The sequence below is a fragment of the Streptomyces sp. NPDC001315 genome, assembly GCF_042896175.1.
In the GTDB taxonomy this organism is placed as follows: domain Bacteria; phylum Actinomycetota; class Actinomycetes; order Streptomycetales; family Streptomycetaceae; genus Streptomyces.
In genome coordinates this window covers 212660-225195 of record NZ_JBIAWZ010000009.1, presented here as the reverse complement: position 1 = coordinate 225195, position 12536 = coordinate 212660, and the positions used below count along the sequence as shown (strand labels likewise).

Below are 12536 nucleotides of genomic sequence, written 5' to 3'. Positions count from 1 at the left end.
CCGACGACTGCGCGCACGGCCTGCGTCCTCCGCGCATCGTGGGTGAGATCCAGGCGGTGGAGGACGGCCGTTACGCCCTCCGCCGGAGGCGCGCCACCACGGCCGTTCCGTCTGACCACGCCGACGCGGCACGCCTTCTCAAGCCCGCGGAAAAGCACGAACCCCGCTCCGGACATCCGCGGAAATCCCGGGGCGGGGTTTGCTCGAGCGCCGGGCAGGCTACATCACCTGGAACAAGCACACCGCCGATATTCGCTTGCGCACCATCGTCACTCGCGCCAACGTCTCCTGACACCGCACGAAGGCAGAGACGATGACCAGACATCCCCACCCCGTCGACCACGAGCTCATCCAGGCCGCAGCCCACGTCGCGCGCACTCGATGCCGCGGCGACAACCACACCATGGCGGCCGCGGCCCGCGCCCGGGACGGCCGGATCATCACGGCGGTGAACGCCTACCACTTCACCGGCGGCCCTTGCGCCGAGTTGGTCCTCATCGGCACGGCGGCCGCCCAGGGCGCCTACGAGCTGGACACGATCGTCGCCGTGGGCGACCGTGACCGGGGGGTCGTTCCCCCGTGCGGCCGGTGCCGCCAAGCCCTTCTCGACTACTTCCCAGCCCTGAAGGTCGTCGTCGGCGCCGGCGACCATCTCCGAACCGTCTCCATCACCGACTTGCTCCCAGAAAGCTACGTCTGGGCCGACCACCAACTCGACGCTGAGCAAACCACACCACTCAGCACGAGCTGACGCCGGGCAGCAACAGGGCGAAGGTTGCCTGATGCGGCACTGGTAAGGGGCCAGGTCGGTGACCTGCGGCGATGCTGGAGCGGGTCGTCCACAGCGGGCCCGGGCGCCGGCTCCTCGGCAACGAGGTCCGCACGCCGGCGGCGAGCGGCGTCCGCCCGCCACGCGTCGAGGAACCGGCGCCAGGCCACGCTGACCAGTCGGCCCTTCGCATCCCTCGGAGGGTGCCTCCTGTACGGCGTCCTCGGCCGCCGCGAAGTTCCGGGCTACCCGGTTGTGTGACCGACGGCTTTCCTGCTGGCCCCGCTGCGCTGTTGCAGAGGGAGTGGCCCGGCGTTGGAATCAAGTGTGAGGCACTTCCGCGGCGCCGTGTCCGCCGACCGCCCCGCTCCCGGGACGGGGGCCGGCCGGAAAGGGCTCAAGAACGATGCCCTGGGCATGTTCTCCTCGGTCGTCATGGGCCTGGCCTCCACCGGCCCGGCGTACAGCCTCGCCGCCACGCTGGGCATCATCGTGGCGGGGGTCGGACTGCAGGCCCCGATCGTCACCATGCTGGCCTTCATTCCGATGCTGCTGGTCGCGTACGCCTTCCGGGAGCTCAACGCGAGCAACGCGGACTGCGGGACCACCTTCACCTGGGCCACCCGCGCCTTCGGACCGCGCACCGGCTGGATGGGCGGCTGGGGCCTCATCGTCGCCAACATCCTCGTCATGGCGAACCTGGCCGAGATCGCCGCTTCCTACGGCTTCCGATTGGTGGGCCTGGACGAACTGGCGGACAACCGGCTGTGGACCACCGCGGCGGGCATCGTCTGGATCGCCGTGATGACCGCGATCTGCTACGTCGGCATCGGGGTCTCGGCGGTTGTCCAGCGCTGGCTGCTGTGCCTGGAAGTGGTGATGCTGATCCTGTTCGCCGTCGCCGCGCTGGTCAGGGTCTACACCAGTCCTCCCGCGACGGCGCTCCACGTTTCCGCCTCCTGGTTCAACCCCTTCGAGGTGCCCTCGGTAAAGGCCCTGACCTCGGGCATCCTCGCGGGGGTCTTCATCTACTGGGGCTGGGACACCGCATTCTCGGTCAACGAGGAAACCGTCGACAGCACCCGCACCCCGGGGCGCGCCGCGGTCATGTCCACCGTATTGCTCCTGATCATGTACGGGCTGGTGTCCACTTCGGCGCAGGCGTTCGCGGGAGTCGGCACCTCGGGTATCGGGCTCGGCAACGCGCACAACGCGGACGATGTGTTCTCCGGACTGGGCGAGGCCGTGTTCGGGAGCCAGGACACGGGGCTGCTCCTGTCGAGACTGCTGATCCTGATGGTGCTGACCTCCGCGTTGGCCTCCGCCCAGACCACCATCCTGCCCCTGGCCAGGACCGTCTTCTCGATGGCGGTCCACAAGGCCGTCCCGCCCCGGTTCGCCCGGGTCCACCGCAGGTTCCTCACCCCCACCTGGGGGACCATCGGCATGGGAGCGGCCTCGATCGCGTTGTTGGTCCTGCTGACGTCGTTCAGCCGGAATGTCCTGGCCGACTCGATCGACTCGATCGGCCTCGCGATCGCGTTCCAGTACGGACTGACCGGCTTCGCCTGCCTCTGGTATCACCGCAAGGTCCTCACCCACAGCGCCAAAAACCTGATCTTCAAGGGCGTGTTGCCAGGGCTCGGCGGGCTGATCATGCTCTTGCTGTTCCTCTACGCCGCCTTCGTCGTCTACGCGAACCCCGGGTACGGCGCGACCACCGTCGACGTGCCGCTGATCGGACGGACGGGCGGGGTCACCGCCCTGGGTCTGGGCGCCCTGCTGATCGGTCTCCTGCTGATGCCGGTGGTCACCCGTGGCCACACCGTGGCCCTCAAACTCCAGCGCAGCCTGCTTCCGCACCGCCTGCCACCACACGCCGCCGTCGACTCGGCGAGCCGCTACCTGCCCGCCGACAGCGGGTCCGGGGTGGGCGGCGACTGGTACGACGTCATCCCCCTGTCGGGCACCCGGGTCGGCCTGGTCGTCGGGGATGTGCTCGGTCACGGCTTGCGCGCCGCAGCCACCATGGGACGGCTGCGTACGGGTGTGCGCGTCCTGGCCCGGCTGGACCTGAGCCCGGACGAGCTCCTGTCCCGCCTGGACGACCTGGTCGAGCAGACCGCGCACGAGCGCGGGGTCGGCCACGGCCCGATCCACCTGAGGCCGCAGGCCGACGAGGCCCTGGGCGTGTCCTGCCTGTACGCGGTGTACAACCCCGTCTCGGGGAAGTGCAGCATGGCACGGGCCGGGGAGTCGGTGCTGGCGGTCGTCAACCCGCACACGGGCGTCGCCGACTGTACGGAGCTGCCCCCCGGACCGCCGCTGGGAATGGAGGGCCTGCCCTACGAGAGCACGGAACTGCAGCTCCCGCCGGGCAGTCTCGTCGCCCTCTTCACGGGCGGCCTCCTCCAGGCGGCCGAGGACCGTGACGCCGGGCTCGCGCAACTGTCCCACGTCCTCGCCGACGACCGAGCGTCCCTGGAAGAGCTGTGCGACCGTGCGGTGACCAGCCTGCTGCCCGGGCCGGTGGACGAGGACGCGACGCTGCTGATGACCCGTACACGCCTGCTCGACCGGAACAAGTTCACCCAGTGGGAACTGTCCGCGGACCCGGCGGCGGTGGCCACCATCCGCACCGCCGTCAGCAAGCAGCTCCGCGACTGGGGGCTGGACGACCTGACGTTCACCAGCGAGCTCGTCGTCAGCGAACTGGTCACCAACGCCATCCGCTACGCCGGCGGCCCTATCCAGGTACGCCTGATCCGCGACCGGACCCTGATCTGCGAGGTCTCCGACACCGGCCACACCGCGCCCAATCTGCGGCACGCCGCCAGCGACGACGAGGGAGGCCGGGGCCTGTTCATCATCGCTCAGATGACCCACCACTGGGGCACGCGCTACACCCGCACCGGCAAGACACTCTGGACCGAGCAAGACCTGCCGCCGGCGGACGGCCAATAGCTCCGACCGCGCCATCCGCCGCCATCGGACCCCGGACCCCGGTCAACTGCGCCCCTCTCCTTCTGCTGGGACCAGTGCGGCACAACCGAGGTGGCGGCACGGCTCATGGGGTCCTCGGTGCCGTGGTCAGGGGCAGGGTGCGATCCGCAGCACTCGCGGCGCTCGTGGGGCCGGTTCGGGCAGGCGCAGCGGCGACAGGCCGGGGGTGATGTTGCCGAGCAGCGTGGCCCGGTGGGCTCCGGTGCCCGAGGGGAGGGTGCCGGGCAGGCCGTGGACCGTGAGGAAGCCCAGGATGGCGAAGGCCAAAGCCTCCTTGGCGTCGGACGGAAGGCCCAGCTCTTCGCTGGGGCGCAGCGGGACACCGGGCAGTTTCTCGGCAATCATGCCCATCAGCACCGGGTTGCGCACGCCGCCGCCAGAGACGACGAGCTGGGTGACCCCGTGGGCGCGACACGCGTCGGTGACGGTGACTGCGGTCAGCCGGGTCAGCGTGGCCAGTACGTCGTCGGGGCGGGCTGCGGGCAGCGTTTCGAGGGCTCGTTGCAGATAGGGCAGGTGGAAGTGCTCCTTGCCGGTGCTCTTCGGGGCCGGCCTGCGGTAGTAGGGGTCGTCCAGGAGGACGCGGAGCAGCTCGGGGTGGGTCCGCCCGGCGGCGGCCATGCGCCCGTCCGCGTCGTAGGCAACGGCGCCGCCGGTGAAGTGCCGTACGGCCGCGTCCAGCAGGGCGTTGGCGGGGCCGGTGTCGAAGGCCAGCGGGTCGGCGCCGGGCACGAGGACGGTGATGTTGGCGATGCCGCCCAGGTTGAGCGCGGCAGGCGTGCCGGGCAGGCCACGCAGCAGCAGGGTGTCGGTCATGCCGACCAGCGGGGCTCCCTGCCCGCCCGCCGCCACGTCTCTGCTGCGCAGGTCGGAGACGACAGGGAGGCCGGTGGTCTCGGCGATCCAGGCGGGCTGGCCGAGTTGGAGGCTGCCGCGGACGGCGCCGTCCTCGACCCAGTGATGCATGGTCTGGCCGTGCGAGACCACCAGGTCCGCGGCACCGTCGCACAGCTCGTGAAGGGCGCGTTCGGCCGCGTCGGCGAAAGCCTGGCCGATGCGGGTGTCCAGGGTGCACACGGCCTGCGTGGTCGTGGCGGCCGGCGGCAGGGTGGCGGCGATCAGGCCCCGCACGTCCTCCGGGTAGGGGGCGGACAGGTGTCCGAGAGGGTGCAGGTGCAGGGCGTCACCGTCCAGGGCGAGGTCCGCGGCGGCGGCCTCGATGGCGTCGTAGGAGGTGCCCGACATCAGGCCGATCACACGCACGGCCCCTCCCCGGCCTCGCGCCGCACAGGCCGGGCGGACGAGGCCGGCCGCGGCTGAAGCGGCGGTTGCGACAGGAGTCGCGGCTGAAACGGCGGTTGCGAGGGGGGCTGCGACATGGCTTCTCCGTGAGGACGTCCGGGCGGTCGGAGCGGGACAGGCACTGGGCTGCCGTGCCCGCCCCGCAAGCGTGCCTTCACTCCTGGCCGACGGGCGCCGTGACACGGCCGGGATCCGCGCCCGTCCCGCCGTCGTCCGCGGCGGCCCCGGCGCTTGCGGGGGCGCGGTGGAACAGGCTCAACAGACCGCCGACGACCAGGGTGACGACGACTCCGATCGGCACGAGCCACTGGGCGGCGACGGCGGTGGGTACCGTGGCGTCGGCCACGGCGACGTCGATCTTCACACCGCGCACGATGTACGTCATCACGCCGAGGGTCACCAGGAAGGCGGCGATCGAGTCGATCTCGTTGGCGCGCCGGACCAGGCGGCCGAGGAGGAAGGCACCGAGCAGCGCGCCGTAGGTGTAGCCCGCGATGGTCAGACCCGTGAGGTACACGTTGCCGGTGCTGCTGCTGAAGGCGCAGGCGAAGACGGCCATCAGCACCGCCCACACCAGCGTCATCACCCGGGCGAGTCTGAGCAGGAGCTCCTCGGAGGGCGTGCTGCTGAAGAAGCCGTGGATGATGTCGGCGACGGTCGAGTTCGACATGGAGTTCAGCGCCGAGGACAGTGAGCCCATCGCGGCGCCGAGGATGCCGGCCACGAGCAGACCGGAAATCACCACGGGCAGCCCGTGCAGGATGAAGTCGGGGTAGAGGTTGTCGGAGCTGCTCAGGCCGAGTTCTCTGAAGCTCTTGCCCTGGTTGTAGGACCACAACAGAGCCCCGACGACGGAGAAGGCCGCGAACTGGAGAGTGACGAAGACACCGGAGGCGATCATCGCCTTCTGGCCGTCACGCAGCGAGCGAGTGGCCAGGATGCGCTGGACGATCAGCTGGTCGGAGCCGTGGCTGGCCATCGCGAAGATGGCGCCGCCGATGATCGCGGTCGGCAGGGCGAACGGGCTGGTGAGGATGTGTGCGAGGCCGAAGTCGGTGTCGAAGAGCTTGAACTGCCCGGCGTGCAGCGCCCGTGAGAGGCCGTCGCCGCCGACGTGGCCGTACAGCACAGCGACGGACAGGATCGCACCGCCCAGGTAGAGACCCATTTGGACGGCGTCCGTCCAGATGACGGCCTTGATGCCGCCGAGGTAGGTGTAGACGACGGTGATCACGGTGAGCGCGATGATGATGACGCGGTAGCTCGCGTGCACACCGAACTCGTCGAGCAGTAGCTTGATCGGGATCGCGGAGGCGAACAGCCGGACGCCCTCGGCGAGGAGGCGGGTGACGACGAAGGTCACCGAGGCGAGCCCCTGCAGTTTCAGTCCGAACCTGCTGCCCAGGTATTGGTAGGCGCTGACGAAGCCGCCGCGCTTGTACAGGGGGATCAGTACGGTCGCCACAACGACGCGGCCGATCACATAACCGAGGGCCAGTTCGACGTTGCCGAAGGCCTGCCCGCTGTAGGCGCCGCCGGGCACGCTGATGACGGTGAGCACACTGGTCTCGGTGGCCACCACCGAGAACGACACGGTCCACCAGGGCATATGGCCTTCGCCGACGAAGTAGTCCTTCGCGGTTTTCTGCCGTCCGGCCAGCCTTAGTCCGATCACGGCGATCGCCACCAGATAGACGACGATCACCACAAGGTCGAGTTGACGCACGCTCACTCCTGGGCAGGGGTCGGGACGGTCGTAGAGAGCGTCGTCCGTCGTACGCGGACGACGTGGGGTTCGTGCGGTGCCTAGGCGTTCGGCGCCAGAAGGCGCGCGCCGTCGAGCCACTGACGGGGATACCGTTCCTACAGCGCGATCTGCGCATGCTCAAGTCGATCGGTATGACGCCACGCCAGGTCATGATGACCGCAGTGTCGTCCGTCGCGGCGATGGGCGTGACCGGCGTGCTGATCCCGGCGAGGTCGGCAGGCGCGGTTCACCATCGCCAAGGTGCTGCACAGCGAGCGGTCACGCCCTCCGCCGGAGAGCGGCCGTCCCGTCTGACCAGGCCGACGCGGCGTGCCGTCTCAAGCCCGCGGAAAGGCACGAACCCCGCTCCGGACGACCCGAACCCGGAACGGGGTTTGCTTGAGCGCCGGGCAAGCCTTGCACCGGTCCGTTACCTTCGGGCCATGTCGTTCACCGCACAACTGCGCGACTCGGTGAGGCTGCCGGGTGGAGACGCGCTGGTCAATGGATTCGCCTTCGAGAGCCGCGGGGACGCTTCGTGTCGCGCTCTTCTCCACAACGGGCACGAGCTGGAGGTCTACAACCTGTACGAGGTCTTCGCGGGGGAGCGCGCGCCGGCCGCTGTCTTCCCCCTTCCCTGGCCGGGATGGGACCGCGGTGTCCACTCGACAAGCCCCGACGGCTCGTTCGCGGTGTTCTCGGGCCAGCGCGCGGTAAGGGCCGTGGGCGCGGGCGGAGAGAAACTGTGGGAGTACCGGCATGGCTGCTGGGGGCCCGAGATCGGGCACGAGCACACAGGGGATGAGCAGGAGGTGTGCCGCGGCCTCGAGCACGGATCCTGCCGGGTCTCCGACGACGGCCGGCTCGTGTGGGCGCATGTCGTGGTCGAGCTGGAAGGGCAGGACTGGCAGGAGTACTGGGTCGTCCTGGACGCCCGGGACGGACGAGAGCTGGCCCGGCTGCCGCTGGACAGTGCGGCCTCGGGTTCGCACCACCTTTCCCATCCGGACGGTATCCACATGGGTCTCTGCATCGGGATGGGCCAGGACGGCATCCTGCTCCATTGGGCGCGCTGGGACGGCGAGAAGCTGATCGGCTGGGACCTCAACGAGGGCATGGACCGCATCCTGTTGGACGTCCATGCGGGGCATCCTGGATTCTTGACGGTCGAGCACTACGGAGCAGACCTGGAACTGCACGCCATGGACGGCACCGTGCTCGCCAAAGGGGTGTCGGAGCCGGGCGACGACGAGCCGCTCTGCTGGGACTACGGCTGCGGCTTCGTCAACGCCGACACCGTCATCGCCACGACGGTCGAATCCGACGAGGACCCGGAACGGGCCCGGCACTGGCTGCTGGACGCCCGAACCCTGGAGATACGTGGGACCGTCGCCTATCCCACGGCGCCGGTTGACAGCTATGTGCGCCCACTCGGGGATGGGACCTGGCTCACCTACGACCGCGGGAGCGAGACGCTGAATCGCTGGAGTGAAGCATCGTCTTGAGCGCGGTGACGAGTTCGCGCCGAACTTCTTGGGGTGGTGACGACGCCCCCCGTCCGGCAGACGGGGGCGTAGGCGCACGTCGACGTCGACGTTTGCGCGAGGCGCGCCACCGCTCGTGAAGCTCGCGCATTTGCTGCAGCAGAGGGTGGGGGCGTCGAGGAGGGAACCCCACCATGTCGGTCGGACAGCCGCCGCCTCATCGTGGTTGGTCACCGTTCCGCCTCATCATCCGGACGGCGGCACGCGCGAAAGTTCGGTGACCAGTACCGAGCTCCTGTGGCCGTGGGCATGGCCGGGCATCCACGAAGACCTCAGCATGTCGTGTCCGGGGCGGCAGCGCCCCGGTGTGAGCCCGCCGCCGTGGCGCCGGACGGGCCGTGCCAGTCCGGCGATCGGCCCAGGGCCGTCAGGATTCGCTCCAGTACGCTCCCCCCGTCGTCCGCGGGCAGTGCCGGCCGGAAGGGGCTGTCCGGCGCGAGGCGGAAGTCGCCGTCCGGGACGGCGCGGGCCATCGGCAATGCGGCGGCCAGGAGTTCGGGCTCGGGGTCGTACGCGAGGCCCAAACTGCGGGCGACGTCCCAGCTGTGAACCACGTAGTCGACGAGGTGGAAGCCGATGGCCCGGGCGGCCGGGAAGGCCTGGACGACAGGCAGTTCGGGCAGGACGAAGGGGCAGTCCGCGGCCGCCACGGTCGCGAACGCGGTGATGACCTGCTCCGCCGCCTCGCCGTACTCCGCGGCGACGTCCACGGCGAGCGGGCGAATCCTCCAGTGCTCGAGATCCCGGCCGTGCCCGAGCGCGGCCGCCGCGAACCCGCGGTGCTGGGCCGTCATGTGGGCGAGCAGATCGGTCAGCGTCCACTCCGAGCAGGGCGTCGGACGGAGCAGGTCGTCGGGGGTCACCCGGCGCACCAGGGTCATGCTGTCCCGGACCGCTTGCGCGTCGAGGTCCCGTAAGCGGTCCAAGTCCGCCAGAGAATTAATAAGCATGAGCTTACGATGTGCCGAGGCTTATCAATTGTCAACGGGTATTTTCTTGACCATGGTCGAGAACGCAGCTCAGAGAGGCACCGGAGGCACCCCGCCGGCGCGGCGGCAGGCCCGCCCCGATCTCGCCGAGATGGTCGTGCCGTTGCTCCGGACCCTGATGGCCGCCGAGCAACCGGTCCTCGACGCACACGGGCTGACGATGTGGGCGTACGCCGTGCTGCTGCACCTCGACGAGACACCTATCCGCACTCAGGCCGCGCTCGCCGAGGCCATCCGGGCGGACAAGACCCGCATCATCGCGGTCCTCGACGACCTGGAGAACCGCGAACTGATCCGCCGACGACCTGATCCCAAGGACCGGCGCGCGCGTCTGCTGTCCCTCACCGCTGAGGGCCGACGACTGCGCGACACCGTCCAGTCCGCCATCCAACTGGGCGAGGAAGAGCTGCTCGCCCAGTTGCCGGCAGCTGACCGCGACGGTTTCCTCAGAGGTCTCCAGGTCCTGTCCGCCCTGGCGGAGCCGGGAGCGAGTGGGGCCGGTCGGGAAACGGGCAACGCCCGCCCCCGCCCCTAGACGATGAGTACTCCGACGAATGCTCCGGGAGTGAGGAACCGACCGAAGGGCCGAGCAACCGGCGACGCAGATGGGAGACGCGCACCCGCACGGTGGGGTGCTCTCGGTCCGTCGGTGCTCACGCCTCGACGCCGTCGCCCGGGTGAGACAGCGCGCTGTTCCCAACCCGCGCAGCGTTGACAACGGCCGAAGCGGTCCCGCCGGCGGCGCCGGCGAAAGGGGCGCGTAGCTCGCCTCCCGGCTTGCACCGCCTCCGCGCCTGTGGGTGGTTGAAGCTCAGGTGGTGGCCTGGGGTTGTGCCGGGCTGAGGTAGTGCACAGCGGTCTGTTGAGCGTGCGGGATGAGTAGGCCCTGCAACTCCTCCGCTGCCATCTTGAGGAGGTGGCCGTCGCGGGTGGCGTGGAGGGTTTCGAGGACAAAGGCGACGTGGGTGGAGTCTTCGGTGACACGGGTGCGGTGGGCGTCGCGGTGGTTCCAGTGGCGGGTCAGGACGCCGGTGGAGTCGGCGTAGATGATCTCGCCGGGTCTGGGGTTCTCGATGGTGTCGGGTTCGCCGAGCGGGGTGAACTTCTCGCTGCCGTCCGCGTACCGGATGTCGACGTCGCCGGTGACGTGGGCGAGGTCGAAGGCGCCGGCGGGCAGACCGTGGTGGACGGAGACGGAGTTGTAGGAATCGACGGCCGGGTTGATGCGCGGCAGCGTTCCCTTCTTGGCCAGGCGGCGGCCGAGCGCGTCGACGCTGGGGCGGATGCGGCGGGGGTTGGTGCCGAAAGAGCGGTAGGCGGTGTGCCACGCCTCGATACGGGGGTCACTCTCGTCGGCCGGCTGCCAGGAGTGGTCGGCGAACTGCTCCTCGAGGTCCTCCAGGGCCGCGGTGGTGTCCGGCCAGGGCTCGCGGCCGCGCAGGCCGGTGGCGGTGACCACGGCGATGAGGGTGTCGGGGAAGGCGTCGGCGACGACGGGGCTGATGCGGAAGGCGGTCATGCGCGGAGTTCCGTTTCCTGTGTGTGCTCGGGGAGCGGAGTCAGGGCTTCCAGGGGCCTATGCGGTCGAGGCGACGGCGCTGCTGGCGAGCGGTGGGTGCGTCCAGGCCCTGGCCGCGTACGGTGAGGTGGTCGGCGACAGTGGTGCGGTGCTCGACGGACTTGTGGTCGTCGTACTTGAACTTGGCCCTCACCTCGGCGACCTCCAGCCTCAGACCTCGGATGCCGGGCAGCATCCGGCCGTACGGGGGCTGGTCGACGGCGACGGGTGCGTGGTCACCGTCGGGCTGGAAGTGGGCGAGTTGGCGACGCAGGAGGTCGGCCTTGGCGTCGGGGTCGTCGATGATGCGGGCGCGGCAGGTGAACTGGACGGCCGCGTAGTAGCTGGTGGGGACGCCGTCGGTGGGTGCGATGTCGGGCTGGGCGCGCCAGGGGCCGGGGATGAAGGCGTAGTCGCCGATGACGGTGAAGGTGACGTTCGGGTCGTGCTCGATCGCCTTCCAGACCGGGTTGGGCCGGGCGAGATGGATCAGGAGCTGGTTGCCGTCACTGGTGAAGTGGGTGGGGACGACGGCGGGCGGCCGGCCGGCAAGGCCGTTGACGCTGAGCTGGCCGAAGTCGTGGCCGTCGGCGATCCAGGTCTGCCATTCGGTGTCGTCCAGGGCGGCGTCCCAGGGCTGGATGAACATGCTCTTCTCCTTGTGCGGGCGGTGTGGTGGCTCAGGTGAGGGCGAGGAGGCTGACGGCGACGGCAGCGGTGCCCAGGCCGACGAGCTGGCTGCGGTGGATGCGCTCGGCGAGCACGCTGCGGGCGAGCAGGACAGTGCCGGCCGGGTAGAGGGCGGTGATCACGGCGACGACGGTGAGGTCTCCGCTGCGGGCGGCGAGCAGGAACAGCAGGTTCGCCACGGAGTCCAGCACGCCGGCGGTGGCCGACATGGCGTAGGCGGGCTTCTCGGGGCCGAGCCTGCGGTGCAGGACCCCGGCTGCGGTCAGGGTTACTGCCGAGGAGACCGCTCTGCCGATGATCAGCGGGGCCACGCCGCTGTCCGAAGGTGCCTGGTGCAGGAAGATCAGCTGGAGGGCGATGGCGGCTCCCGCGCCGAAGGCCAGCAGCAGCGCCGTACGCGACGGACGAGACGAGCCCGCGCCGTGCCCGGCGCTGACCAGAACCACGGCGACGAGCGTGAGCGGCAGGCCGAGCAGTCCGGCCATGCCCAGGTGCTCGCCCTGCAGCAGGCCCACGCCGACGGGCAGTGCGGCGGACACCAGTGCGGTGGCCGGCGACAGCACGTTCATGGGGCCGATGGCCAGGGTCTTGTACAGCAGCGCGAACGCTGCCGCCGAGGCCACACCGGAGGCGGCACCCCAGCCGAGGGCGGCCGGGCTGAACGAGGCGCCGAGAACCGGCCAGAGCAGCAGTTCGACCGCGAGGCTGGCCGGGGCGGCGACCATCACGGTGCGCAGCACGTGGGCCTTTCGGGCACCGAGGCCACCGAGGAAGTCGGCGCATCCGTAGGCGAGTGAGCTGCCCAGAGCCAGCAGCAGAGCGATCACGGTACATCCCTTACTATTCCAATGGAACGACTAAACCGTACAACGGATCGACCGCGGTCTGTCAACCAAACGACCGGACGGTACATTCCAGTGGTCCACTTGCGAGG

The 12536-nt window shown here is 69.9% G+C and carries 10 protein-coding genes and 1 pseudogene; 4 read left to right on the top strand and 7 right to left on the bottom strand.

Features of this window, described 5'->3' with window-relative positions; all coding sequences use genetic code 11:
• The first annotated feature begins 313 nt into the window (after window positions 1-313).
• Entirely contained in the window at window positions 314-751 is a 438-nt protein-coding gene (locus tag ACFY16_RS25180) for a cytidine deaminase (RefSeq protein WP_390649433.1), read from the top strand.
• Window positions 752-825: 74 nt separating this feature from the next.
• Here the strand turns inward: ACFY16_RS25180 and ACFY16_RS25175 are convergent.
• Window positions 826-1021 (bottom strand): annotated as a pseudogene (locus ACFY16_RS25175) (RNA polymerase subunit sigma-24); the annotation flags it as partial.
• 75 nt (window positions 1022-1096) lie between these two features.
• Here ACFY16_RS25175 and ACFY16_RS25170 point away from each other — a divergent pair.
• A complete protein-coding gene (locus ACFY16_RS25170; RefSeq protein WP_390649432.1) occupies window positions 1097-3733 on the top strand; it encodes an amino acid permease in 2637 nt (878 codons plus the stop codon).
• Between the two features lie 126 nt (window positions 3734-3859).
• Here the strand turns inward: ACFY16_RS25170 and ACFY16_RS25165 are convergent, their stop codons facing one another.
• Window positions 3860-5035 (bottom strand): anhydro-N-acetylmuramic acid kinase, encoded by a 1176-nt coding sequence (locus ACFY16_RS25165; RefSeq protein ID WP_390649431.1) that lies wholly within the window; start codon window positions 5033-5035, stop codon window positions 3860-3862.
• A 193-nt stretch (window positions 5036-5228) separates the two neighbouring features.
• Window positions 5229-6800, bottom strand: coding sequence for a sodium:solute symporter (locus tag ACFY16_RS25160; RefSeq protein ID WP_390649430.1), 1572 nt, complete (start codon window positions 6798-6800; stop codon window positions 5229-5231).
• A 464-nt stretch (window positions 6801-7264) separates the two neighbouring features.
• On the opposite strand from ACFY16_RS25160, the gene ACFY16_RS25155 reads away from it, so the two are divergent.
• Window positions 7265-8326 carry a hypothetical protein gene (locus tag ACFY16_RS25155; RefSeq protein WP_390649429.1) on the top strand — a complete coding sequence of 354 codons (1062 nt, stop codon included), beginning with the start codon at window positions 7265-7267 and terminating at the stop codon, window positions 8324-8326.
• Between the two features lie 311 nt (window positions 8327-8637).
• On the opposite strand, the gene ACFY16_RS25150 is transcribed toward ACFY16_RS25155, so the two are convergent.
• Window positions 8638-9315, bottom strand: coding sequence for a TIGR03086 family metal-binding protein (locus tag ACFY16_RS25150; protein ID WP_390649428.1), 678 nt, complete (start codon window positions 9313-9315; stop codon window positions 8638-8640).
• A 52-nt stretch (window positions 9316-9367) separates the two neighbouring features.
• On the opposite strand from ACFY16_RS25150, the gene ACFY16_RS25145 reads away from it, so the two are divergent.
• Complete coding sequence (locus ACFY16_RS25145; protein WP_390649427.1) at window positions 9368-9889, top strand: MarR family winged helix-turn-helix transcriptional regulator; 522 nt, start codon at window positions 9368-9370, stop codon at window positions 9887-9889.
• A gap of 276 nt (window positions 9890-10165) precedes the next feature.
• Here ACFY16_RS25145 and ACFY16_RS25140 read toward each other — a convergent pair whose 3' ends face one another.
• Genes ACFY16_RS25140 through ACFY16_RS25130 form a run of 3 tightly spaced genes read right to left on the bottom strand, consistent with a single transcriptional unit; the run spans window position 10166 to window position 12429 of the window.
• Window positions 10166-10873 (bottom strand): B3/4 domain-containing protein, encoded by a 708-nt coding sequence (locus ACFY16_RS25140; protein ID WP_390649426.1) that lies wholly within the window; start codon window positions 10871-10873, stop codon window positions 10166-10168.
• 40 nt (window positions 10874-10913) lie between these two features.
• Window positions 10914-11561, bottom strand: coding sequence for an FMN-binding negative transcriptional regulator (locus tag ACFY16_RS25135; protein ID WP_390649425.1), 648 nt, complete (start codon window positions 11559-11561; stop codon window positions 10914-10916).
• A 31-nt stretch (window positions 11562-11592) separates the two neighbouring features.
• Window positions 11593-12429, bottom strand: coding sequence for an EamA family transporter (locus ACFY16_RS25130; RefSeq protein ID WP_390649424.1), 837 nt, complete (start codon window positions 12427-12429; stop codon window positions 11593-11595).
• Window positions 12430-12536: the final 107 nt, after the last annotated feature.

Bases quoted from the DNA above. Each gene is read 5' to 3' on its own strand.
- ACFY16_RS25135 (WP_390649425.1), bottom strand. From the start codon at position 11,561: ATGTTCATCCAGCCCTGGGACGCCGCCCTGGACGACACCGAATGGCAG.
- ACFY16_RS25180 (WP_390649433.1), top strand. From the start codon at position 314: ATGACCAGACATCCCCACCCCGTCGACCACGAGCTCATCCAGGCCGCA.
- ACFY16_RS25155 (WP_390649429.1), top strand. From the start codon at position 7,265: ATGTCGTTCACCGCACAACTGCGCGACTCGGTGAGGCTGCCGGGTGGA.
- ACFY16_RS25145 (WP_390649427.1), top strand. From the start codon at position 9,368: ATGGTCGAGAACGCAGCTCAGAGAGGCACCGGAGGCACCCCGCCGGCG.
- ACFY16_RS25150 (WP_390649428.1), bottom strand. From the start codon at position 9,315: ATGCTTATTAATTCTCTGGCGGACTTGGACCGCTTACGGGACCTCGAC.
- ACFY16_RS25140 (WP_390649426.1), bottom strand. From the start codon at position 10,873: ATGACCGCCTTCCGCATCAGCCCCGTCGTCGCCGACGCCTTCCCCGAC.